24 protein-coding genes and 2 riboswitches are annotated in these 21,833 nt (G+C 39.7%); of the genes, 18 read left to right on the forward strand and 6 right to left on the reverse strand.

What is annotated here, in order from left to right; genetic code table 11:
- Positions 1-157: 157 nt before the first annotated feature.
- Entirely contained in the window at positions 158-1,321 is a 1,164-nt protein-coding gene (locus tag ACOT8F_RS00365) for an acyl-CoA dehydrogenase family protein (protein ID WP_421649567.1), read from the forward strand.
- A gap of 41 nt (positions 1,322-1,362) precedes the next feature.
- On the opposite strand, the gene ACOT8F_RS00370 is transcribed toward ACOT8F_RS00365, so the two are convergent.
- Both ACOT8F_RS00370 and ACOT8F_RS00375 read right to left on the reverse strand, forming a co-directional pair.
- Entirely contained in the window at positions 1,363-2,004 is a 642-nt protein-coding gene (locus ACOT8F_RS00370) for a YczE/YyaS/YitT family protein (protein ID WP_421649568.1), read from the reverse strand.
- Between the two features lie 249 nt (positions 2,005-2,253).
- Positions 2,254-2,724, reverse strand: a complete 471-nt coding sequence (locus tag ACOT8F_RS00375) for a divergent PAP2 family protein (RefSeq protein WP_421649569.1) — start codon at positions 2,722-2,724, stop codon at positions 2,254-2,256.
- Positions 2,725-3,159: 435 nt separating this feature from the next.
- Between ACOT8F_RS00375 and abc-f the strand changes: the two genes are divergently transcribed.
- Complete coding sequence (gene abc-f / locus ACOT8F_RS00380) at positions 3,160-4,908, forward strand: ribosomal protection-like ABC-F family protein (protein WP_421649570.1); 1,749 nt, start codon at positions 3,160-3,162, stop codon at positions 4,906-4,908.
- A gap of 289 nt (positions 4,909-5,197) precedes the next feature.
- Here abc-f and ACOT8F_RS00385 read toward each other — a convergent pair whose 3' ends face one another.
- Positions 5,198-5,317 (reverse strand): protein YkpC, encoded by a 120-nt coding sequence (locus ACOT8F_RS00385; RefSeq protein WP_421649571.1) that lies wholly within the window; start codon positions 5,315-5,317, stop codon positions 5,198-5,200.
- Positions 5,318-5,687: 370 nt separating this feature from the next.
- Here ACOT8F_RS00385 and ACOT8F_RS00390 point away from each other — a divergent pair, with 370 nt between their 5' ends.
- Positions 5,688-6,515: an STAS domain-containing protein gene (locus ACOT8F_RS00390; RefSeq protein ID WP_421649572.1), complete on the forward strand. Its 828-nt coding sequence runs from the start codon at positions 5,688-5,690 to the stop codon at positions 6,513-6,515.
- A gap of 293 nt (positions 6,516-6,808) precedes the next feature.
- Here the strand turns inward: ACOT8F_RS00390 and ACOT8F_RS00395 are convergent, their stop codons facing one another.
- A complete protein-coding gene (locus ACOT8F_RS00395) occupies positions 6,809-7,549 on the reverse strand; it encodes an MBL fold metallo-hydrolase (RefSeq protein ID WP_421649573.1) in 741 nt (246 codons plus the stop codon).
- A gap of 502 nt (positions 7,550-8,051) precedes the next feature.
- Positions 8,052-8,134, forward strand: a riboswitch (yybP-ykoY riboswitch).
- A gap of 146 nt (positions 8,135-8,280) precedes the next feature.
- Between ACOT8F_RS00395 and ACOT8F_RS00400 the strand changes: the two genes are divergently transcribed.
- From ACOT8F_RS00400 to ACOT8F_RS00450, 11 genes are all read left to right on the forward strand, one after another.
- A complete protein-coding gene (locus tag ACOT8F_RS00400; RefSeq protein ID WP_421650009.1) occupies positions 8,281-8,424 on the forward strand; it encodes an FbpB family small basic protein in 144 nt (47 codons plus the stop codon).
- An 81-nt stretch (positions 8,425-8,505) separates the two neighbouring features.
- Entirely contained in the window at positions 8,506-8,886 is a 381-nt protein-coding gene (locus ACOT8F_RS00405) for a hypothetical protein (RefSeq protein WP_421649575.1), read from the forward strand.
- Positions 8,887-9,012: 126 nt separating this feature from the next.
- Positions 9,013-9,198: riboswitch (cobalamin riboswitch) on the forward strand.
- Positions 9,163-9,351: a hypothetical protein gene (locus ACOT8F_RS00410; RefSeq protein ID WP_421649576.1), complete on the forward strand. Its 189-nt coding sequence runs from the start codon at positions 9,163-9,165 to the stop codon at positions 9,349-9,351. Its footprint overlaps the riboswitch before it by 36 nt.
- A 12-nt stretch (positions 9,352-9,363) precedes the next feature.
- Complete coding sequence (locus ACOT8F_RS00415) at positions 9,364-10,344, forward strand: ABC transporter substrate-binding protein (protein WP_421649577.1); 981 nt, start codon at positions 9,364-9,366, stop codon at positions 10,342-10,344.
- Positions 10,307-11,341 carry a FecCD family ABC transporter permease gene (locus ACOT8F_RS00420; protein WP_421649578.1) on the forward strand — a complete coding sequence of 345 codons (1,035 nt, stop codon included), beginning with the start codon at positions 10,307-10,309 and terminating at the stop codon, positions 11,339-11,341. The genes ACOT8F_RS00415 and ACOT8F_RS00420 overlap by 38 nt, the downstream gene beginning before the upstream one ends.
- A gap of 13 nt (positions 11,342-11,354) precedes the next feature.
- The gene (locus tag ACOT8F_RS00425) at positions 11,355-12,683 is read left to right on the forward strand and encodes a heme ABC transporter ATP-binding protein (RefSeq protein ID WP_421649579.1); all 1,329 of its coding nucleotides are present in this window, start codon (positions 11,355-11,357) and stop codon (positions 12,681-12,683) included.
- Positions 12,677-13,240 carry a bifunctional adenosylcobinamide kinase/adenosylcobinamide-phosphate guanylyltransferase gene (locus ACOT8F_RS00430; RefSeq protein ID WP_421649580.1) on the forward strand — a complete coding sequence of 188 codons (564 nt, stop codon included), beginning with the start codon at positions 12,677-12,679 and terminating at the stop codon, positions 13,238-13,240. Before ACOT8F_RS00425 ends, ACOT8F_RS00430 begins: the two co-directional genes overlap by 7 nt.
- The gene (gene cobS, locus ACOT8F_RS00435; RefSeq protein ID WP_421649582.1) at positions 13,237-14,019 is read left to right on the forward strand and encodes an adenosylcobinamide-GDP ribazoletransferase; all 783 of its coding nucleotides are present in this window, start codon (positions 13,237-13,239) and stop codon (positions 14,017-14,019) included. The genes ACOT8F_RS00430 and cobS overlap by 4 nt, the downstream gene beginning before the upstream one ends.
- Positions 13,977-14,594: a histidine phosphatase family protein gene (locus ACOT8F_RS00440; protein ID WP_421649583.1), complete on the forward strand. Its 618-nt coding sequence runs from the start codon at positions 13,977-13,979 to the stop codon at positions 14,592-14,594. Before cobS ends, ACOT8F_RS00440 begins: the two co-directional genes overlap by 43 nt.
- Positions 14,546-14,974, forward strand: coding sequence for a hypothetical protein (locus tag ACOT8F_RS00445; protein WP_421649585.1), 429 nt, complete (start codon positions 14,546-14,548; stop codon positions 14,972-14,974). Before ACOT8F_RS00440 ends, ACOT8F_RS00445 begins: the two co-directional genes overlap by 49 nt.
- Positions 14,975-14,978: 4 nt before the next feature.
- Positions 14,979-15,689 (forward strand): hypothetical protein, encoded by a 711-nt coding sequence (locus ACOT8F_RS00450; protein WP_421649586.1) that lies wholly within the window; start codon positions 14,979-14,981, stop codon positions 15,687-15,689.
- A gap of 206 nt (positions 15,690-15,895) precedes the next feature.
- Here the strand turns inward: ACOT8F_RS00450 and ACOT8F_RS00455 are convergent, their stop codons facing one another.
- Positions 15,896-16,684, reverse strand: coding sequence for a type II toxin-antitoxin system SpoIISA family toxin (locus ACOT8F_RS00455; protein ID WP_421649587.1), 789 nt, complete (start codon positions 16,682-16,684; stop codon positions 15,896-15,898).
- A 154-nt stretch (positions 16,685-16,838) separates the two neighbouring features.
- Here ACOT8F_RS00455 and ACOT8F_RS00460 point away from each other — a divergent pair, with 154 nt between their 5' ends.
- Positions 16,839-17,597, forward strand: a complete 759-nt coding sequence (locus tag ACOT8F_RS00460; RefSeq protein ID WP_421649588.1) for a DeoR/GlpR family DNA-binding transcription regulator — start codon at positions 16,839-16,841, stop codon at positions 17,595-17,597.
- Between the two features lie 130 nt (positions 17,598-17,727).
- Here ACOT8F_RS00460 and ACOT8F_RS00465 read toward each other — a convergent pair whose 3' ends face one another.
- Positions 17,728-18,522 (reverse strand): SurA N-terminal domain-containing protein, encoded by a 795-nt coding sequence (locus ACOT8F_RS00465; protein WP_421649589.1) that lies wholly within the window; start codon positions 18,520-18,522, stop codon positions 17,728-17,730.
- A gap of 434 nt (positions 18,523-18,956) precedes the next feature.
- Here ACOT8F_RS00465 and kduD point away from each other — a divergent pair, with 434 nt between their 5' ends.
- The 3 genes from kduD to ACOT8F_RS00480 are packed head-to-tail and all read left to right on the forward strand — an operon-like array spanning position 18,957 to position 21,799.
- Positions 18,957-19,703: a 2-dehydro-3-deoxy-D-gluconate 5-dehydrogenase KduD gene (gene kduD / locus ACOT8F_RS00470; RefSeq protein ID WP_421649590.1), complete on the forward strand. Its 747-nt coding sequence runs from the start codon at positions 18,957-18,959 to the stop codon at positions 19,701-19,703.
- Positions 19,704-19,732: 29 nt separating this feature from the next.
- Complete coding sequence (kduI, locus tag ACOT8F_RS00475; RefSeq protein ID WP_421649592.1) at positions 19,733-20,560, forward strand: 5-dehydro-4-deoxy-D-glucuronate isomerase; 828 nt, start codon at positions 19,733-19,735, stop codon at positions 20,558-20,560.
- 27 nt (positions 20,561-20,587) lie between these two features.
- The gene (locus ACOT8F_RS00480) at positions 20,588-21,799 is read left to right on the forward strand and encodes a glycoside hydrolase family 88 protein (protein ID WP_421649594.1); all 1,212 of its coding nucleotides are present in this window, start codon (positions 20,588-20,590) and stop codon (positions 21,797-21,799) included.
- The last annotated feature ends 34 nt before the right edge of the window (positions 21,800-21,833 follow it).

The following is a 21,833-nucleotide window of genomic DNA, read 5'->3' on the forward strand; positions in this document are numbered from 1 at the left end:
TTTTTTATGAGCAAAAACGATAAAATAAAGCATAGTTGCTTTCACTCAAGTAATTAGTCGATAAGATATGAACGATATGTTTTCCTTTTCCTTGGCTTTGAAGGTGAAAATTTTCTTCTGAACTGAAACACTTTATAAAGAAAATAAGCAGGTGGATATGATGACGATGCTTGATGAACAATTTGTAAAAACAGCTGAGCAAGAGCAATGGTTAAAGAAGGCTAGTGTGCTGTCCGGACTTTTTTATGAACGTGCTGAAAGACATGACAGAGAAGCTTCTTTTCCATTTGATAATTTTGCTGATTTAAAAAATGAAGGCTTTTACTCGCTTACTATTCCCAAAAGCCTTGGAGGGCATGAAATCGATCTGTATACTTTTTTGCTTATTCAAGAAAAGATAGCTCAGGGAGATGCCCCAACAGCCCTTTCGATCGGCTGGCATTTAGGTTTGTTTATCAATTTGCGTGAATCAATGAAATGGGAAAAAACAACATTCGAGAAGATGGCAAAAGAAGTAACACAATCACAAAAATTAATAAACAGTGCGGCGACAGAAGCGGGTACCGGAAGTCCAGCACGCGGCGGCAAGCCGGAAACAACTGCTGTGAAACAAGGGGAAGACTGGCTCATTAATGGAAGAAAAATCTTTACTTCGCTAGCCCCGATTCTGGATTACTTTATTATAACCGCAACAGTTGAAGAATCAGGTGAAGTAGGGGAGTTTCTGATCCCAAGAGAAACAAAGGGTGTATCTATAGAAGAAACTTGGAATACGATGGGGATGCGCGGTACAAGAAGTGATGATCTTATTCTTGATAATGTGGCAGTTCCTAAAGAAGCACTTGTCAATGGCAATCGAAACAAAAAAGCAATGGCCCAAGGATGGCTTCTGCATATTCCTGCCTGCTACCTTGGAGTTGCCATTGCGGCTAGAAACTATGCAGTTGATTTTGCAAAAAATTATCATCCTAATAGTCTTCCGCATCCAATTAAAGAAGTTCCGGAAGTTCGCAGAAAGGTGGCTGAAATGGACATGAAGCTCTTTACAGCACGGCAGGTCATGTATTCAGCCGCAAAAAAATGGGATGATGAGAAGGATAAACGGGAAGGACTCAGCACTGAACTCGCTGCTGTGAAATATATTGCAACCAATGCAGCTATTGAAGTAGTTGATCTAGCCATGAGAATAGTAGGAGGGCAAAGCCTCTTTCAATCAAAGCCGCTTGAACGGTTTTACAGAGACGTCAGGGCAGGCCTTCACAATCCCCCTTCTGATGATATTGCCTTGAAGCTGATGGCGGACAAGGCGTTTGAAGAATAAATCCCCCTCTAAGTAAAAGGCCGGCAAATTCTGCTGGCTTTTTACATGGATGCAGTATGGCTTTTTCTTTTATTCTCTATTGCTTTGATAAAAAGTTGAAAAATATGAAGAGACTTTTGGAATACAGGACTTTGAAAAAATGTATAGAGAAATGTCATGATGAAAACAGGTCCGCCAAGAAAGAAACCGATTAGAAGGACGATGCTTTCCACGAGTATTCTAGATTTGCTCACAGATAATCCTGTCTTATCTGATATAGACAGCATAAAGCCATCTCGCGGCCCTGCGCCTATGCCCGCAGCAACATACATTCCGCCTCCAATCCCAGTTATCGCAATACCTGCAAACAATATGAGAAGGTTAACAGCCAAATATGGTGTGGCATCAGGCAGAATGTTCAAATGCAGAAACAAGTCCATGATAGGTCCGATCATAATAGCATTCAGAAATGTGCCGATATTAATATATTTTCGATCCATAAATAATGAAATGATGACCAAAAAAAGCCCGCACAAAACGCCCCATGTTCCAATTGTAATACCAAAATGCTGAAAAAGAGCTACATTCAATACTTCCCATGGATGGATCCCAAGAAATTTCACCTTGATGGCAAGAGCGTTACCTAATCCGTAAAAAATCAATCCAATGAAGAATAATACATATCGAAAAAACCTTACGTTCATTTTGACACCGCTTTTCTGATCACTGATTATCTATATATTATGGATATATTTAAAAAAGTACAAGAGAAAGTGATGGGGACACTTTGAACCCATATTCTTTTCTAATGCTTTTAACTGAAGGGGTTAAAGAAAAGGGGACTTTATCTATTTCATGATCCTTGCAGGGCTTGCTGATAATCATCACGTTCTTTATCATAGAAAAGCAGCCAGGATCTCATCATCCGGGCTGCTTTTATACCTCTCAGCCTTTTATTTCGAGTCTTCGATCCAGGCACTAATCAAACCAATGACAATTCCGAGTGCTGCACCTCCAGCGACTTCTGCAGGCTGATGACCAAGTAATTCATTAAGTTCTTCTTCCTGCTTAACATGTCCAAGACCTGGGAAATGACCTGATAGTACCTCAATATCTGCATCAATATCATTCACAAGCTTTGCAATTTCTCCTGTATGTCTTCTGATGCCTTGAGCGTCGTACATAACGATCGCTCCGAAAACAACGGCAAGAGCTGTTTCAATGGAACTAGTCCCTCTTTTTGCAGCAACATATGAAGCAAGTGAAGCAACACCCGCAGAGTGAGAGCTCGGCATTCCGCCAGTTTGCAATAGCGGTCTCCAATCCCATTTTCCTGTCACTTTTTTGTAAGTAAATACCTTCAATCCTTGGGCAATCCCGATCGCTGACAATGCTGTGACAATGCCTGTATTCATTTTTTTCATCTTTTGCTTCACCTCTAGTTTTCAATAGATTTCCGAAAAAAAGAAGGAACTATACCTTTTCCTATTAACTATATACCCCATAATAGGAAAAGAAAAAATGAGATGTTATTTATGATGAGCTTTTCTATCATGGGAAATTAGATAAAATATATTGACAATAAACATGTTACTTTCATATACTGGAAATAATTCTATGTGCGGAAAGGATGAAATTGGGCCGATGAAATTCTAATCTTATTTTTCTTACGTTTGCTGAATACGCAAAACCTGGAGAAGTAGGATTAGTCTGCCCATTTAATCATTCTGTTGCCGTATAGCTTTCAAGCTTATTTGAAGCTGTGCAGGTTCTGTTTGCTTTTTTGGCATTTCTATGAAACCTCTCCGGGTACTTTGTGGAGAGGTTTTTTGATTTAGACAAAAAAGGAGTGGCCTTGTATGAACATAATGAAAATAAGTGATCTTCAGAAAAGCTACGGTGAACATTCTATCTTAAATAATTTGATGCTTGAAATACAATCGGGTGACCGAATTGGTCTTGTCGGTTATAACGGAACCGGAAAAACAACCTTAATGAATATTTTAGCTGGTAAGCTTAAGGCTGACAGCGGGAATATCGATACATTTGGACGTCATATATCCGTAGGATATTTGGAGCAATCGATTGAATATAAATTGATGGATTTTCAATCCATCATTCGTGAGGATCATACAAGCGGAATACTGGAAACAACCAGCAAGCTGGGATTGGAAAAGGCGCAGAATTGGGAAGCAGAAAGATTGAGTCATTTAAGCGGCGGTGAAAAACTGAAGCTTATTCTTTCAAAGGTATGGGCCTCAAAGCCTCAATTGCTGCTTTTGGATGAGCCGACTAACCATCTGGATCTGCAGGGAGTACGCTGGCTGATCCATGAGCTTGAACAATATGAGGGTACTGTCATCATTATTTCCCATGACCGGTATTTTCTTGATGAAACAGTAAACAGAATAGAAGAGCTTTCAGAAGGAAAGCTTGAATCATATACTGGTAACTATACAGCTTACAGAGAAGAGAAAAAAAGAAGGCAGGAACTGCAGCAGCAAAAGTATGAAAACCAGCAGAAAAATAAGCAGAAAATCGAATCTCAAATGGAAAATTTGAAAAATTGGTCTGAAAAAGCCCATAGGGATTCAACCAAAAAGGGGTCTCCTTCTGAACGCAGACAAATTGGATTTAAAGAATTTCACAGGGCCAAGGCAAAGAAAATGGACATCCAAATTCGTTCGAAAATGACTCGCCTTACTGCTGAACTGGAAAAAAATAAAATTGAAAAACCAGAAGATGACGTAAAGTTATTATTTGAATTTGAAAATGGCGGAAAAAGAGGAAAGCGGATTTATGAGATGGCCGGAGCGGGAAAAAAAGCCGGACATCGCTGGCTTTTTCAGGAAAGTCATTTTTATGTAAAATACGGTGAGAGAGTGGGGATCTTCGGACCAAATGGCTGTGGGAAAACGACGCTGGTCAAAGTGCTGCTTGGTAATGAAAATTTAACGGAAGGCACTTTTTGGAAAAGTGATTCGTTGAAAATTGGTTATTTAAGCCAGGATGTTACCGACCTTAAAGAGAATGAAACACCAATCGAGGCTTTGAAGCTGGAAGAGCGCGATGACATTCTTAAGCTTAAAACCATATGTGCCGGCCTTGGAATGAAGGCTGACACTCTTAATAAGAAAATCGGTGAACTTAGCCTTGGGCAGAGAACAAGAATGAAGCTTGCCGGTATGCTGTTAAAAAAAGCTGATGTGCTTATTTTGGATGAGCCGACAAATCATCTTGATCTTCCTAGCAGAGAGAAGCTTGAGGAAACGCTAAAAGACTTCACCGGTTCAATTTTAATCGTTTCCCATGATTATTATTTTATGAATAAATTAGCTGACCGCCTTCTTGTTTTTGAAGAAGGCACAATCAGGCGTTATGAGCACGGATTAAAAAGTTACGAATCGAAAAAGGAAGTAAACAAAAATGAAAATAGCAAGCAAACGCACAAGGAAGAGCTGCTTGTTCTGGAAACGAAAATTTCTGCTGTTCTGGGTGAATTAAGCATGCTGCTTGCTGGTGATCCAAAATATAAAGAACTTGATAAACAATTTGCAGAATTAACTTCAGCTAAAAAAATATTGCTTAAGGAAATGAAAAACGGCTGATAACCCAAAAACAACTGACAAATAGAGCAGCCGCAAATTTCATTGGTCCATTATTGCGATATTCTTCTCATATGAGCCTCTCATCCATTTCAGAAATAGACTGGATAAGAGGCTTTCTTTTTAGCTTAACAGAATTGATAACATTTCTTAACTTAGTTTACGCACTGAATATAGCTTCAGGCGCCATAGGTTCGAGGTGAAAAGCCCATCTGTCTAGAAGGTGAAAGAACAACCTATAAGCCAAGCTTTCCATGTGCTTGTCGCCTAAGGCAATCGCCTTGCGCTTTTTTCATTTTCCCGTTGTATGTACGGCAGGTTCAGGCAGGTTTGCCATTGAAATGCTGATACCTCCGCAAATAATGCCTGTCAGCAGAAGACTGATGATTAACCGTCTGCTCAAATCCTTCATTTTTCACCCTCCATCATTCATTTGTATATTGGTCCTATTGGGTATGAATCAGTCTGCTTGCTGATCCTGCAGATTTGCATGATGCAGATATCGTCCTGTTCTAATCCTTTACTACTATAAATGGAGGACAAGCTAATTGGGAAGATAGAAAAAATCCAATTTTTAAAAATAGGGAAAAAGGATGAATTTTTTTCTGGAATCCAAAATAAGACAAATTCTAAATTGTTACCTTTTCCAAGTATTCGTCTTAAATAAACCTAGTCAGTTAGCTTGGGAGTAAACTTAATTTAAAATTTTTATCTTCAAAAAGGTATATAAAATTGTTACTATATATATATAAGATGGAGTTTAATAGGGGGTTAGCAGCAAAATGGAATCAAAAGTTATCTTAAGTGAAGAGATAAAAACTTACATAAACGAAAACGGAGAAATATTCAAGGGTAAGCTGCTGTCTGAAGCAATAAACGTCTCGGGGAAAATTAAAGACATTTTAAATAAGGGAAACATTGATTTATTAAAAAATGCCAGAAGATTGATTTTTTATGTAGTTGATCAAAAAGATTCAGAATTAGTCTCTTTTGCAGAGCAGGAGGGAATTGCCTGGGCGACTCATTCATTAACACTTGCATTAAAATTAGAATGGGTACAAGCTATCAGAAGAACTTTGTGGCAGATTATTGGTTCAATTGATGAATCAAAGGGTATAATAATGGAACGCTTGGAATATTATGAACTTGAAAAACTAATAAATGACAGGATCGATCAATTCCTTAACAGTTTTTTCCTTAGTTATTCAAATTGTAAGGATGAAATGCTCCTTAAACAAAGAGAAATGGTGGAACATTTGTCAGTTCCCATTATTCCTTTAAGTGAAACTGTTTCCGTTTTGCCTTTGATTGGCACAATTGACTCTTACAGGATTAAAATAATAGAGGAAAAAGTCTTGACCGATATTGCTGAATCAAGAATCGAGAAGCTGGTTATAGACCTTTCGGGTATAGCCATGATGGAAATGGATGTCATTGATCATTTGGAAAAAGTATTAGCTGGGGTTTCCATGATGGGTAGTAAAGCCATACTTACTGGACTCAGACCTGACCTTGTTAGAAAAATGGTCCAAGCAGGAATCCGTTTTGATAAAGATGCTGAAACAAGAGGCACACTGCAAGAAACATTAAAGAAATATCTTAATAACTAAAAAATTCACGAAGTGTTCTAAATGCAGCCATTAATTCAGCATCGAAAACCGGTTCTTCACAAACTGCATTATCTGGACATTAACAGACTTTGTTAAAATCGAAAATAACTCCTTTTTTGCTTTGAAGCTTTGGCACGGTAGTTGAAGAAGTCTATTCTATCTAAAAATTATAAAAGCAGTGTGATTTCCTATGGGAAACACACTGCTTTTATAGTGGTGTATATCTTCTTTTTCCTATTACGGTACCTCAAGCGGGAAAGGCTTACTTGTAAACTTAACTGGTCCTTTCAGTACTAATTTTCTCCAGCAAGTTCTTTTAAACGTTCGCCTGTACTGTCATCAAAAAAGCCCCCATGATAACAAATAACTTTTTCGATATCATATTTTGTAAATTTTTTAATCGATTCCATCGCCTGTTTCATGTCAGGTGTAACTCTTTCACTTGGTCCATAAATTTGCCCGTCATTGCCGACTAGTGCATCACCCGCTATAAGGGTTTTGTATTTATGAAGGTAAAGACTGATATGGCCCGGTGTATGTCCAGGAGTGAAAATAACTGTAATACCGCCGCAGATCGGAAGTACTTGTTCATCTTCAATCGTTGTATCCACTTTTGCGTGAGGAGGTTTCTGCATTATAGCGACAATACTTGCCTGCTTGTCCTCAGGAAGGGTTTCAGTCATCTGCTTCATTCTTTCAGGATTCATTTTAATTATCGGTTTATCACCTTCAATATAAGGCTTGTCTTCTTTATGGGCAAGCACTTCAATTTCTTTTTCAGTATTGCTCAAGATTTCCGGAAGGCTTCCAATATGATCGATATCCTGATGGGTTAAAATGATTTTATTCAGGCTTGAAAAAGAAATTCCGGCTGCTTTAAAACTTTTTTCAAATTCCTTTAACTGCCCAGGGACACCAGTATCAATAAGAACTGCATTGTCTTCATCCCATACTAAAGCAGGATGGATGGTACGCTTATTTCCCATAAATTCCATTGTCAATTCAAGCATTTCAAGTCCTTCAGAAATTTTCATGTATACCCAAAGCTTTCATGCAGAAAACTTTGGCCACTTCCCTATAAAAGTATCCTTCTTGACCATTATAGAATTGGTGAAGAAGAAAAGGCGAATGATTTGCTGTTCATGTGTCATGTCCTATTTTTCATACATAATCAAAATGAAGCGTGCAGGAGAAATTATCCTTTGTTAAAATATTCAGAGAAATAACTAAATGTATAAGGCGTGTTTCGAATGGGCCATTTTATTTGTGTTACATGCGGTGTGCAATATGACAGGACAGTTAATGAACCAGTAGTGCCTCATTTGCAAAGATGAAAGGCAGTATGTCAATCAGGGAGGACAAAAGTGGACAGAGCCGTAACACAGCAAACGTTATATATCTGCGGGTCACACGACAGCTTTTTCATATAAAAGATCGGACAGTTAAAAGAGGGAAAATGATAGTTAAATACTCGTCTGACTATCATTGACAAAAGAAATGAAATGGTGTAAACTCTTAGTATATTAATAGTTCGTTTATCCTCTCAAAGGGGAGTAGCTGTTCGAATAAAGTCGTCATTACGGGTGAATTCCCCGGCTTTATTGGCAACATATGTTGCTAGCGAGACCTTTGCCAAAATAATTGGTAAAGGCATTTTTTATTTAGGCGCTTTTACCAACTTGGTAAAAGCGCCTTTGCTGTTTTTAAGAGGATACGAACGAATAAAGAAAGGAATGAAAAGATGAGAAGAAGCGTATTTCATAACATGGATGAATTAATCAGAAGCAACAAACAAGAAATGATGAAGGACTCGAAAACTCTGGACTTCATTGAAGAGAAAGTCGAGAAGAAACATGCAAAGTCTGATAACAAAAAGAGTTCCATTAAAAAATTGATTTTTAAAACATAAACCATTACTGGGAAGAGTAATAACAGCAGTTTAAACATTTATATTTACGGAAAATATATTTAAAAAAGGGGATTATAAAAGATGAAAAAATTATTATCAGCATTTTTAGTTTTTGCTTTGCTTCTTTCACCTGTTGGCAATTTTATCAGCCACAGTCAGGATAATGTTGCAAGTGCAAAAGGATTTCGTTCTGGAGGAGGATTTAAATCGCCTTCCATGTTTAAACAAAAGAAAAGCTACAATAATTACAATTCCTATAAAAAAGCTCCTGCTTCAAGGGCTAAAGGGAATTCATTTATGAAAGGGATTTTTTACGGCGGATTAGCTGGACTGTTATTTGGCAGTATGTTCGGCCACATGGGAGCTTTTGGTTCCATTGCCGGACTTTTAGTGAATCTGATCGGAATTGTGATCTTGTTTTATATCGTGCGAAAAGCTTTTCGCTTGTTTGCAAGAAGATAATAAAGGTAAGGGACTTTTTTTTGAAAAGTCCCTTTCTTTATTAGACAGTGCTAACCAAAGCGCTTGCGCTTTATTTTTTAAGTGCAAGATTCCTAATAAATAGAGTATAATAGATTTGCTCTAATTAAATAACGATTTGGAACAGGTGCCAATCTTGATAAGCTTGGCATAATAGGGAAGTTGGTTTAATTCCAACGCGGTCCCGCCACTGTAAATGGGAGTATTCCTGGATAAACCACTGTGCATATGCATGGGAAGGTGCAGGATGCAATGATCATGAGCCAGGAGACCTGCCTGCTTTCATCTCACCTTAAACCCTACGAGGATAGGAAGGTGCCACTACTTGAAACCAATGTATTTGCTTTTGCAATCTTGTGTCCATTCATGCTGGCAACACTTCCCGCAGTCAGGGAGGTGTTTTTTGTTTTTATAAGGCAATTCAAAGTGAAAACGACTATAGCATAATGGAGGCAAATGATGAAAAAAATATTTTCTGCTCTATTAACACTCTCTTTATCAGCAGGTCTTCTTACGGCATGCAATACAGCTGAAAACCAGAAAAAAACAAATGAAAATCCTTCTGCGGAAACAAAAGAAGGGAACCAAGCGGCATTTCCTTTGAAAATAAAGGATGCCACAGGCAAGGAAGTAACAATTAAGCAGGAGCCAAAGCGCATTGTTTCCTTAATTCCAAGCAATACAGAGGTTGCGTATGATCTCAATCTTGGCAAGGAAATTGTAGGGGTTTCTAATTTTGATAATTATCCAGCGGATGTTAGCAAAAAAGAAAAAGTGGGAGATGCCCAAAAGGTAAATGTGGAAAAAATAATTGGTCTGAAACCGGACCTTGTACTGGCGCATGAATCAAGCCTGAATTCATCGGGAGACAGCCTGGATCAGCTAAAGAATGCAGGTATTTCAGTCGTTGTAGTAAATGATGCTGAAACATTTAGTGCTGTCTACCAATCAATAGAAATGGTAGGGAAAGCAACTGGGAAATCGAAAGAAGCTAAAGACATTATCGCAAAGATGAAGGAAAAGATTTCTTCCGTAAAAGAAAAAGCAAAAAGCATTCCTCAAGATAAGCAGAAAAGAGTATATGTTGAAATCTCGCCTTCTCCGGATATATACACTGCCGGAAAGGGAACGTTTATTGATGAAATTCTAACAGATATTGGAGCAAAAAATGCAGCAGCGGACCTGAAAGGCTGGGCAAAAATATCAGAAGAAGCTGCCGTTAAGCTCAATCCTGACAGCATTATAACGACATATGGCTATTATATAAAGGATCCTATTAAGCAGGTTTCAGGCAGAAAAGGCTGGGAAAATGTCAGCGCAGTTAAAAATAAAGATATTGTTGATGTTAACTCTGATCAGGTTACAAGACCAGGTCCGCGGCTAGCGGAAGGAGTAGAAGAGCTTGCAAAGGTCATCTATCCGGACATTTATAAGAAATAACCGCATTTTTCAATATACAGCAGTACTGGCTTTCCTTTTACTCGCACTGTTTGCTGGTATATCAGCGGGTGCAGTATCCATTCCCTTTATGGATATCGTTAAGATGATCAGTAAACAAGGGAGACCCCTTAACGGTGTAGATCCATCTACTGTGAGCATTTTAATGGAAATACGCCTTCCGCGCGTTCTATTGGCAGGCTTTGTAGGAGCTTCTCTTGCTTTAGCAGGAGGGGCCTTTCAAGGTCTTCTCAGAAATCCATTAGCTGATCCTTATACATTGGGAGTTTCTTCAGGTGCTTCCGTTGGAGCTGTTTCAGCTATATACTTTGGAATTAATATATTTGGTATCTATACACTGCCTGTTTTCAGTATTGCTGCGGGTGCATTAACAATGGGCTGTGTCCTTTTCATTTCCTATGCTGCTCAAAAGCGAACTTCAATGGAGACGCTGATTTTAGCAGGAGTTATTGCAAATTCTTTTTTAGGGGCTATTATATCACTCATCATTGCATTAACAGGAGATGAAATAAGAGAAGTCATGAACTGGCTCTTAGGGAGTGTTTCGATGAGAGGCTGGCCCTATGTGAAAATGATTTTGCCGTTTCTTATTTCTGGAAGCATTGTGCTGCTTATGCAGGCAAGAGAATTGAATGCATTCGCCTTTGGTGAGGAAAGAGCTCATTATATTGGGGTGAAGGTGAAGAATAAACAGATTATGATTATTATAGCGGCTTCCGTTTTGACAGGGTCTGCAGTCGCTGTTTCAGGAGCCATAGGATTTGTAGGACTCGTTATTCCTCATATTATCCGATTTTTATACGGTACTGACCATCGCCATTTGCTGCCGCTCTCCATGCTAACAGGTGCCGGATTTTTAATGCTCTCGGATTTGCTAGCAAGAACCATTATCTCACCTGGAGAGCTGCCGATTGGCGTTATTACAGCCATAATAGGTGCCCCGGTATTTGCGGCCATTCTTTTCGCAAATCGAAAGTAAGGGAGGAGATAAAATGATACTTCTAAAAGATGTGTCAGGCGGATATGAAAAAAAAGAAGTTCTGCATAACATTTCTTTTCAAGTTGGTGAAGGTGAATTTTTCGGAATACTTGGTCCGAATGGGAGCGGAAAAACTACTTTGATGAAGATGATCTCTGGTCTCTTGAACTCAGAAAAGGGAGATATCCTTATTAAAGGAAAAAGATCATCAGACTATTCATCAAAAGAACGGGCGCGAGTGCTGGCCGTTTTGCCGCAGCTGAATCATCTTTCCTTTGATCTCTCTGTTAAAGAAGTTGTTTCAATGGGAAGATATCCCCATCAGGCAGGAATATTGCCAAGGTGGAATGAACATGATGAAGAAATTGTTCAAAGAGTAATGGAGGAGACCGGAATTTTGCCATTTTCAGGGCAGTCCATCCATTCTTTAAGCGGCGGGGAGCAGCAGCGTGTTTTTCTTGCTCAGGCACTTGCACAGGAGCCGGATGTTCTTCTTTTGGACGAGCCGACAAACCATCTGGACTTAAGCTATCAGCAGGAGCTTCTTTCTGCCTTAAAAGCTGCCGCAGGAAGAAATAAGCTTACCATCCTTTCTATTTTTCATGATTTGAATCTGGCAAGTTTTTATTGCGACAGGCTGCTATTGATGAATCATGGCCAGGTCGAAGCAGAGGGGAGTGCATATGAAGTGCTTGAAAGAGAAATCCTGGAAAGGGTTTACGGGACAGCCCTGGAAAGGCACTATCATCCTAAGAGCAGCAGGCCGCAAGTTCTTTTAAAAGCAGTACCTGAAAAAAATTTCATAGAATTTACAGGGAAATTATCTGCAATAGAAAACATGACTTCATTTCAATCAAACAGACCGCTAAAAACGCTTTTCACAGGTCCTGATAAACCTGGCTTTGGCTGGTATAAATGCTTTGCAAATTTACCTGTTCAAAAATACAAAGATGAAAAAGGACGGGAAACTATTTTAGAAGAAAGGGGCTGGCTCAAACATGAAACCATTCTAGCAGCACTTCCGGCTGGGGAACAAAAGATGGATCAGCACAAAACGCACAAAGAAAATTTTATGATTCAGACGGTTGTTACAAAAGCATCCCAAGCCATCAGCATCTGGACTTTCATTCATGGAAATTTATCCGAGGGTGTTTTTTTGAAAGCTCTTATGAAAGTGACCGAAACGTTAACAAAGATGAATCATGAATTTCATAGTGACCCTTTAATCCTCATTGCCTCAACACAAATAGGAGATGAACTGAGATCGGCAAATGAGCTGCTGGAAGAAATGGAAAAGGGCTTGTCAGCATGTCTTCCTGTAAAGGGGAAAAGGATATGCTGATTTTTATAACAGGGGGGGTAAGAAGCGGAAAAAGCACATTTGCAGAAATGCTCGCAGGATCAACAGGGAACGGTGTTCTAAATTATGTCGCAACAAGCCTGGAAACGGATCTCGAAATGAAGAGAAGAATTAAAAGGCATCAGCAAATGAGGCAGGTGCAGGATAGAAATTGGATCACTTATGAACAGCCATATGATACAGAAAAAGTCTCTTGTTGTTTTTCTAAGAAGGATACCGTTTTGCTGGATTGCCTTACGATTCTTCTTAGCAATGAACTGTTCCGCGAAAATATCGAGCGTTCGAATAAAGAAGTAATGAAACACATTTTACATGGTCTGTCATCCATTAAAAAGGCATGCGGCACACTGATTATTGTTTCAAATGAAGTGTTCCATGAGGCTCAGGATAGTAAAGGAACACTGGTTAATACATATGTCTCACTGCTCGGAAAGCTGCACCAGGAGCTCGTTAAGATAGCGGATGAGGCCTATCTTGTTGAAAATGGTGTTCCAATACGGAAGAAGGGGCCTGGAAAGAAAGGTGAGAGACTTTTATGAAAAATCTGCTGGCAGGCGTCCTATTAGCATTTCAATTTTTCACAGCTCTACCTGTCAAAAGAACAATTGGGATGAGCAAAAAGCGTATTTACTATATGATTCAGAGCTTGCCTTTTGCAGGTTTAGCAATCGGGATTGTCTCTGTTTTATTGCTGCTTTTTTTAAAGGGCTATACACCACTTTCACCTGCAGCTTGCGCTTTTATTTTATGGATTCTTCCTATCCTGCTCACTGGCGGACTCCATCTTGATGGCTGGATAGATACAAGTGATGCTTATTTTTCTTATCGTGATAAGGATAAGCGGCTTGAAATTATGAAGGATCCGAGAACAGGGGCTTTTGGAGTTCTTTCTGTCATTGTTTTATTAAGTGCCCGATTTTTGTTCATATATGAAACAACATCTGCTTTCAATTTTGAGGTTTTGCTTTCCATTCTCATCATTCCGGTCCTGTCAAGGGTATTAATAAGCAGGCTGCTTGCAAAAATGGTCCCTGCAAGGAATGAAGGGCTCGCTTATTATTTTTATCAAAATCTAGAGGGAAGTAATCAAAAATGGCTGATTGCTATTTGGATCCTTTTTTTCCTGATTCTCAGCTTTTTTATTCACTCGTTCCTTTACTTCCTAGCAGGAACTGCACTATATTATTTTTTAGTAAAACGGTTTATTTATAAGGAATTTGGAGGCATGACTGGTGATACACTTGGAGGATCGCTTGAAGGGGGAGAGACGGTTTTATGGCTGATACTGTGGCTGTTGCATTATTCCGCCATGGCCTGACAGAAAGGAATAAGCAGCACGCTTATTCCGGGTGGGGAGACATTTCGCTTTCAAAAGAGGGAATTGACGCATTAAAAAGTACTTCCCTTTTTGAACCAGACCTGCTTTTTTCAAGCGATTTAAAGCGCTGTGAGGAAACTGCAGCTATTCTTTTTCCGGGTTATCATCTGACGTTTATTCCGGAATTTAGGGAAATGAACTTTGGGGATTGGGAAGGAAGGACTTATGAGGAGCTAAAGGAAGATTTGACCTACCTTAAATGGCTTGACGATCCGGCTGCAGCTAAACCGCCGAACGGAGAAAGCATGGTGGAATTTTCACTGCGGGTAAAGCATGCATGGAGTTTGATCAAAAAAGCAGTTTTGCCAGAGAATCAAAGAATCGTGATTATAACGCATGGAGGACCAATTCGCCAGCTGCTCTCAATGCTATCGATAGAAAAGAAAGCTTTCTGGGAATGGGAGCTTCCTCCCGCTTCAGGGTATGAGCTCATTTTTGATAGAGAAACCTTTGGGAGGAATGAAACATGCACTTCATTACAGGTGGAGCCTATAACGGCAAAAGCAAATGGGTAAGGGAAGCCTACGGGGTTGCAAAGAATGATCAAGCTTGGATTTCTGCTTACCGCGGAGATAGTTTGAAAAAAACATTTCAAACAGTAACGGTGATTGAAGGGGTGGAACATTATATAAATGAATCTGTTAAAATACACGGAGAGCATGCGAAAAAGCATTGGAAAGAAAAGCTGGATGAGTGGATGAAATGGGAACAAGCTGAAGAACATAGACACTTAGTCCTCATTGGCTGCGATATTTCGAAAGGGCTTGTCCCAATGGAGCAGGGAAATCGTCTTTGGAGAGATGTGACAGGATGGATCTATCAGGATATCGTTCTTTTGTCAGAATGTACCGACGTTATCTGGTATGGAATTGCAGAAAGGCTAAAGGGAGAATGACCCAATGAGAGACGTTGAAATGATTGATTTAAATGATGAGGAGCAGCTTATTATTGCAGCAGATAATGCCGGCAGTATCGGCATCAAAGAGCTGGATGCTGTAAAAGCAGACTACAAAATCCTTGCTGCTTCAACTTTGCGGGTAGCGATGATGGAATGCCTTTCAACAGGCGCATTTCCTCTCTCAATTGTGATCCATAATTTTTGCGGAGGCAATGCATGGACAGAATTATTGAAGGGCTGCCATTCTGCACTGGAAGAAGGCGGCTGGAACGTCCCTATTACGGGAAGCTCTGAGACGAATTTTTCAATGCTGCAATCAGCTCTTAGTGTCACAGTTATTGGCAAGCTAAATAAAAAAGACAGTAAAATAAACAGAACTCCTGATGATGCGCTTGCAGCGGTGATTGGGAAACCGCTACTCGGGAGTGAGGTTCTGGAACAAAAAGATTTAATGGCACCGCTGTCTTTGTTCCAGGAGCTGCTCACACATCCGGATGTTTATGAAATTCTTCCTGCCGGATCAAAAGGAATTCTCTATGAATACAGACAGTTGACAGGTTGGAATGGGAATGTCAGCTGCAAGCTGGATCTTAACAAACCAGCTGGTCCGTCTGCCTGTTTCCTGATCACTTTTCATCCATCCAAGGAGGAAGAAATAAAACGGACTGCTGGTTCTCATTTTTGGCCAATAGAGAGGGTTATGCCTTCTTAAGATTTTTTAGAAGCTTTAACAGCTTTTGATTTTCCTCAGACACCTTATACCCCATATTAGAGGTCGTTACCTTTTTTGGCTTTTTTGGTTCGTACTTATTATCCTTACTCATCCCCTGATCGCTCCTCGTAAAAATCTGCTCTTCTATTTATATGATAAAAAAGAGAAAAGCAACACCGGCACATGTGCTTTTATGAAGCCTATTATTAGTCGAAAGCTGTCGGCATTTTCCAATCGAAAATGCTGACAAGATTAACGATGTGGATGGCGTCAATCTCCATAATTGGACTTTTATTGGCAGATAGAACAATCAGATAAGCAAAATAGCTGTATATAGGTATAATCACGATTTTGTCCTCATTAAATGAATAAACCTGTGCATGAGCCAAATTTTCAACAACATCCTCTTTATTGTGAATATCCACATTGTAAATATTTTCTGTACTATCAAGAATGTTCTCTACTGCCTCATCAAATGAATGTTCTTCCGTATCAGCAAGTTCATAGATCCGAAAAGAGAAATCAAATTGATCTGTGTACTGCTGGACCAGCAGAGATAACTGCCGCTCATAGTCACTAAAATTTCTAATGGGATCCGCAGTATTCGAAACCCATTCTCCATCTTGTACTAAATACGAAAACACATTGGATTTTCTTCTCATAAATGCAATGGTCTTTTCATTTTGAGTAATCGTTTTTTCAATTAAATCAGTATGCTGAAATTCAGCTGATCCGATTTTTTGAATATTGGGTGTTTGAAATATACCTAAATCTATAAAAATAATAAATCCTGCAATCTGAATAAGAAGCCGCCAGTCTGTCAAAGAAATTGAATAAGTAACAAAGCCGATAATCATTCCAGCAATAAACAGTGAGTAGAGGCTTTTGCGGAACAACCCTAAGTGAAGAGAGTATAATACTTGATGGCGTATATAAAAATAGAGGCTCACAATAATGAATACAAGGACAGTGATGAAAAAGACCTGAAAAAACATAGGCACCCCCTCTTGATATCCTCCTGCTACTATCCTATTGAATAGGCATGAACAATATGAATTTTGGAAAACGCTGTTTTTGTGATCCAAAAAGGATTTTGGTTCGTTTTATAGAAAGATAAGGGATGAACTCCAGTAAAGAGAGGGAGAAAGTATGCATTTTGTAGAAAGACATGAGGAAATATTGAAAAGACTGGAGCAGGAAAAAATGGTCAAGGTCATTGATCTGAGTGATGCTTTTCAGGTCACTGAGAAAACAATCCGGCAGGACCTGATTGCTCTTGAGAAAAGAGGTCTTTTAAAAAGAATATATGGAGGGGCTGTGTTAACTGACAATGGCAATATTCTGCCCATTGCTGTCAGACAGCAGAAATATGGAACAGAAAAGAAAAGCATTGCCAAAGCCGCTCTTTCAACTATAAAAGAAGAGGACACCATCCTGCTTGACGGCGGCAGCACGATCATGGAGCTTGCCAAACTTCTAGGCGATTTCCCAATAACTGTTATTACAAATGATATAAAAATCGGCAATCTACTGATGAATCAAGAGAAAATTCAGCTTTTAATGCTAGGGGGACTCAGAATTCCGTCCTCAACGACCCTATATGGCCCCTTGGCCAAAAATGCGCTAGAAAGACTTAGGGTTAATCGGCTTTTTCTCGGAACAACAGGCATTGATCTTCAGCATGGGCTTACTGTCTTCAACAGTTTTCATGCAGATTACAAAAAAAATATTATCGAAGTGGCTGATCACATTACCCTCTTAACAGACCATACGAAATTTGGCCAAACAGCTTTAATACGATTTGCCGATTTGCAGGACATCGATGAAATCATTACAAATGATGAATTGAATGATCGGTATAAAAAAAGATTAAATGAACTTCAGCTGCCTGTCGTCTATTCTGAATGAAAGCGATGCCATTCTCAAAAAGGGAGCGGCATTTTTATTGGATGAATGATAAGGGATAAAAACCGCGTCCGCTTCAAGAATCCGTAAAAAAGCACACCCTAGATGAAGGGTGTGCTTTTATGTTTGAAAATCAGGTTAATTTAATATCAATTTTAGCGCCTTTTTTCAATCCTTCTACGATCTGAGCCAGCTTTTCCTGTTTCTTTTGCTGTTCAAGCTGCTGCTGGATTTGCGGTTTCACTTCTTCCAGTTTAGGAAGCTTTTGACCTTGTGCTCCGCCTTGTTTTGCATATTGATCATAATAAGCTTTGATTTCTTTATCTGTCACCTTTTCGACAGGAACTTCTTTATCCATATATTTAGTGAATTTAATATTATCGCTGATTTGTGAAGTGAGTTTGTTCATGTCGATACCTTGCTGTTTCATGGCTGCTTGAAGATTTTTTTCGCCTTTATATTGCTGTTTAATTTGATCCAGCTGTTTGTTTACCTCAGCACTTGAAGCTTTGTAGCCTTTTTTATCTGCTTCCTGAAGCAGCAGGGTTTGTCCAACAAGACTGTCGATGGACTGGGCTTTCACCTGCTTAGCCGCTTCTTTGGATGTTGGGTCCTGTCCCATTTGCTGCATTTGCATTTGGGTGGAGGATAAAGCGGTATTATAGTCGCTGCCTAATATTTTTTTGCCGTTTACAATAGCAACAGTCTGCTTTTCGTCAACCTTTTGCTGTTCCATCTTTTTTTGCATTTCAGCCATTTGTTTTTGCTGTTCAGCCTGGCTCGGCTGTGCTTGCTGAGCTTTTTGATCGGTTTGAGCAGATTTGGTCTTATCCTCACTAGCTGCTTTCTTGCTATTATCATTTGCACCACATGCAGTTAATGCTACGGCCATTAAGCCTATAACGAGAGGGTACAGAAATCTTTTCATGATCAATCTCCTTTCGTAATGGGGAATTTTCAAAAGGCTGTTTTCTCAATAGATTGTTGCTTTTCGTAAATGTCTTTGTCACGCATTTAGCAATGCTTCGTCGTATCTTTTGTTCATGCCGAAGCAGTGGGATGAGAAGCAACAAAGTTTAAGAAAAGAGCCTTTCAAAAAAGTCATCTAGTGGGCATTGTATCGAAAACTGAGAGAAAAAGAAACCATGTACACCTACTTATCCAAAATGTAACAGAATTGAAATAAAAAATAGACAAGTTTTTTATATGCGAGGAAAAATAGAATTTTCCAAAATTATCTAGTATTTATTGTTTGTCTGTGATAAACTAACCAAAAAGAACATAAACATACACAAAAGAACCTTTAATAAGACAAAAATAGGAAATAAGGAGGCGCTCGCTATCGGATCAATTGGTACGGAAATGTTCTCTCTTAAAGGAAAAACGGTTTTGATCACTGGCGCTAGCAGAGGTCTGGGAAAAGGAATGGCTGTAGGAATGGCTCAGGCGGGTGCAGATATTATTGGAGCGGGAATTAGTGATATGACAGAAACTCAGCAGGAAGTCGAGCAAACAGGACAGTCATTTTATCCTATTAAAATGGATTTATCTGATGAAACAAAAAGAACTCATCTTATCGAACAGGCACTTGCCTTAACTTGTAAAATTGATGTTTTAGTAAACAACTCCGGAATAATCCGCCGCTCTCCTGCTGAGGAATATTCTCTCCGGGACTGGAGAGATGTCCTTGATTTAAATATTGATGCTGTTTTTCAGCTGAGTACAGCAGCAGGAAAACATATGATTGCCAGAGGATCCGGGAAAATTATTAATATCGCCTCGATGCTTTCTTTTCAAGGAGGAATAAAAGTGCCTGCCTATACAGCGAGCAAGCATGCTGTTGCAGGTCTCACAAAAGCATTGGCAAATGAGTGGTCAAGTAAAGGCGTGTGTGTAAATGCGATAGCGCCTGGGTACATGGCAACTGATAATACGGAAGCTTTAAGGAATGACGAAGAAAGAAGTCAGTTTATTGAGTCGAGAATTCCAATCGGCAGATGGGGACTGCCAGAGGATTTAGCAGGTCCGGCAATCTTCCTCGCTTCAGACGCATCAAATTATGTAAGCGGACACATTTTAGCGGTTGATGGCGGTTGGCTTAACTATTAATCTTTTCATTTATCTAAGGAGGAGATCACATGGAAACGAGACATTGTACGAGCAGGGAAGAAATGAAGCGGTATACTACGGATGAATTAAGAGAAGCCTTTCTGGTAGAATCATTGTTTTCCAAAGGTGAGCTGAAACTCATCTATACACATGAAGACCGGATGCTCATCGGGGGAGCGGTTCCTTTAGAAAGCGGCATTCAGCTTGAAGAAGAAAATTTGAAAACCGCTTATTTTCTGGAAAGAAGAGAGGCTGGAATTATCAATATCGGCGGGCGCGGAACTATTAAAGTGGATGGCGATGAATATTCTTTGGATAAAAAAGACGGTCTCTACATAGGTCTTGGGAAAAAGCAGGTTGTGCTTGAAAGTGACGATTCAAATAATCCTGCACGTTTTTATATTATGTCCACACTGGCGCATAAGGAGTATCCAACAATTAAAATAGGGATTAAGGAAGCTGCTCCAGTAAATCTTGGGGATGATAAAAATTCTAACAAACGGACCATTTATAAATATATTCATGCCGATGGAATAAACAGCTGCCAGCTTATGATGGGAATGACGCTCCTCGCTCCGAACAACATGTGGAATACAATGCCTGCTCATATTCATGACAGAAGATCGGAAATTTATCTGTATTTTGATATGGAAGAAGATACACGTGTGTTTCATTTCATGGGAGAACCAGGCGAAACAAGGCATTTGGTCATGAAAAATGAACAAGTAGCCATTTCTCCGAGCTGGTCGATTCATTCTGGGATCGGAACGAGCAACTATACATTTATTTGGGCAATGGCCGGCGAAAATTATACGTTTGATGACATGGACCAAGTTGAAATGAAGGATTTAAAATAGAGAGATCAAATGCTAGGAGGCGCTAAAGTGAAAAAGGTAAACAATGAAGGCCGAAATACAGCACTTCTTACTGCAGATAAGACAGATCTATCATTTTTAGATGAAGCGATTGATCACGCGCTTCAAAAAGTCAGGCTCAATCTCGGGCAGTTTACCCATGCATTTCCGGATGATACAACAGTTGATGGAGTTTATAAAAGGAGAAAGCCTTTTCTTCAGGATCAGGAGGAAGGAGGGAATTTTGGCTGGACAACAAGCTTTTGGACAGGAATTCTCTGGCTGTCCTATGAATTGACGGAAGATGATGAATACAGGAAAGCGGCAGAAGTGCATGTAGAAAGCTTTAAAAAGAGAATCATAGAGAAAGTGGATTGTGAGCACCATGATCTTGGATTTTTATACACCCTTTCTTGTGTATCGGCTTATAAGCTCACAGGAAATGAAGAAGCCAAGGATGCAGCGCTGCGGGCTGCGGACTATCTGATGACACGATATTTTGAGAAAGCAGGGATTATTCAAGCTTGGGGTGATCTGAACGATCCTGCCCAGCGCGGAAGAATTATTATCGACTGCCTGATGAACCTGCCGCTGTTATATTGGGCGACAGAAGTTACGGGTCATTCCAAATACAGGGATGCCGCTATTGCTCATGCCAATAATGCTCTCAAATGTATTGTCAGGGAAGATGCTTCAACCTTCCATACGTACTACTTTGATCCAGAAACAGGAACGCCTAAATACGGAAAAACCCACCAGGGATTTGGAGATGATTCATGCTGGGCGAGGGGGCAGGCGTGGGGAGTCTATGGGTTTCCGCTCAGTTATGCTTATACGAAGGATCCGGCATTTATGGAAATGGCAGAAAAACTGGCGAATTATTTCCTTAATCGAACTCCTAAGGACGGAGTTGCCTACTGGGATCTTCTATTCAATGACGGAAGCGGGGAGGAAAAGGACAGCTCAGCTTCTGCTATTGCAGCTTGCGGCTTGCTTGAAATGGCGAAGTGGCAATCGGAAGATGAAGGACGCAGGTATTGTTACCATGCAGCAGTTGTCATTTTAAAGGCTCTTTACGAACAGTATTCTACTAAAGATTCGTCTGATTCTAATGCTCTTCTGTTGCATGGTGTCTACGCAAAGCCTGAGAATCTCGGAGTAGATGAAGCAAATCTGTGGGGAGACTATTACTACCTGGAAGGTCTCGTAAGACTGAAAACAGAATGGCAGCCTTATTGGTGATAGGGAGTTAAAACGAAAGCTTGTGGAAAGGAGG

Origin of the sequence: Chryseobacillus diguaensis (assembly GCF_049220665.1) — a bacterium.
GTDB lineage: Bacteria > Bacillota > Bacilli > Bacillales > Bacillaceae > Metabacillus_B.

Bases quoted from the DNA above. Each gene is read 5' to 3' on its own strand.
- ACOT8F_RS00365 (WP_421649567.1), top strand. From the start codon at position 158: ATGATGACGATGCTTGATGAACAATTTGTAAAAACAGCTGAGCAAGAG.
- ACOT8F_RS00370 (WP_421649568.1), bottom strand. From the start codon at position 2,004: ATGAACGTAAGGTTTTTTCGATATGTATTATTCTTCATTGGATTGATT.
- ACOT8F_RS00375 (WP_421649569.1), bottom strand. From the start codon at position 2,724: ATGAAAAAAATGAATACAGGCATTGTCACAGCATTGTCAGCGATCGGG.
- abc-f (WP_421649570.1), top strand. From the start codon at position 3,160: ATGAACATAATGAAAATAAGTGATCTTCAGAAAAGCTACGGTGAACAT.
- ACOT8F_RS00385 (WP_421649571.1), bottom strand. From the start codon at position 5,317: ATGAAGGATTTGAGCAGACGGTTAATCATCAGTCTTCTGCTGACAGGC.
- ACOT8F_RS00390 (WP_421649572.1), top strand. From the start codon at position 5,688: ATGGAATCAAAAGTTATCTTAAGTGAAGAGATAAAAACTTACATAAAC.
- ACOT8F_RS00395 (WP_421649573.1), bottom strand. From the start codon at position 7,549: ATGAAAATTTCTGAAGGACTTGAAATGCTTGAATTGACAATGGAATTT.
- ACOT8F_RS00400 (WP_421650009.1), top strand. From the start codon at position 8,281: ATGGATGAATTAATCAGAAGCAACAAACAAGAAATGATGAAGGACTCG.
- ACOT8F_RS00405 (WP_421649575.1), top strand. From the start codon at position 8,506: ATGAAAAAATTATTATCAGCATTTTTAGTTTTTGCTTTGCTTCTTTCA.
- ACOT8F_RS00410 (WP_421649576.1), top strand. From the start codon at position 9,163: ATGAGCCAGGAGACCTGCCTGCTTTCATCTCACCTTAAACCCTACGAG.
- ACOT8F_RS00415 (WP_421649577.1), top strand. From the start codon at position 9,364: ATGAAAAAAATATTTTCTGCTCTATTAACACTCTCTTTATCAGCAGGT.
- ACOT8F_RS00425 (WP_421649579.1), top strand. From the start codon at position 11,355: ATGATACTTCTAAAAGATGTGTCAGGCGGATATGAAAAAAAAGAAGTT.
- ACOT8F_RS00430 (WP_421649580.1), top strand. From the start codon at position 12,677: ATGCTGATTTTTATAACAGGGGGGGTAAGAAGCGGAAAAAGCACATTT.
- cobS (WP_421649582.1), top strand. From the start codon at position 13,237: ATGAAAAATCTGCTGGCAGGCGTCCTATTAGCATTTCAATTTTTCACA.
- ACOT8F_RS00440 (WP_421649583.1), top strand. From the start codon at position 13,977: ATGGCTGATACTGTGGCTGTTGCATTATTCCGCCATGGCCTGACAGAA.
- ACOT8F_RS00445 (WP_421649585.1), top strand. From the start codon at position 14,546: ATGCACTTCATTACAGGTGGAGCCTATAACGGCAAAAGCAAATGGGTA.
- ACOT8F_RS00450 (WP_421649586.1), top strand. From the start codon at position 14,979: ATGAGAGACGTTGAAATGATTGATTTAAATGATGAGGAGCAGCTTATT.
- ACOT8F_RS00455 (WP_421649587.1), bottom strand. From the start codon at position 16,684: ATGTTTTTTCAGGTCTTTTTCATCACTGTCCTTGTATTCATTATTGTG.
- ACOT8F_RS00460 (WP_421649588.1), top strand. From the start codon at position 16,839: ATGCATTTTGTAGAAAGACATGAGGAAATATTGAAAAGACTGGAGCAG.
- ACOT8F_RS00465 (WP_421649589.1), bottom strand. From the start codon at position 18,522: ATGAAAAGATTTCTGTACCCTCTCGTTATAGGCTTAATGGCCGTAGCA.
- kduD (WP_421649590.1), top strand. From the start codon at position 18,957: ATGTTCTCTCTTAAAGGAAAAACGGTTTTGATCACTGGCGCTAGCAGA.
- kduI (WP_421649592.1), top strand. From the start codon at position 19,733: ATGGAAACGAGACATTGTACGAGCAGGGAAGAAATGAAGCGGTATACT.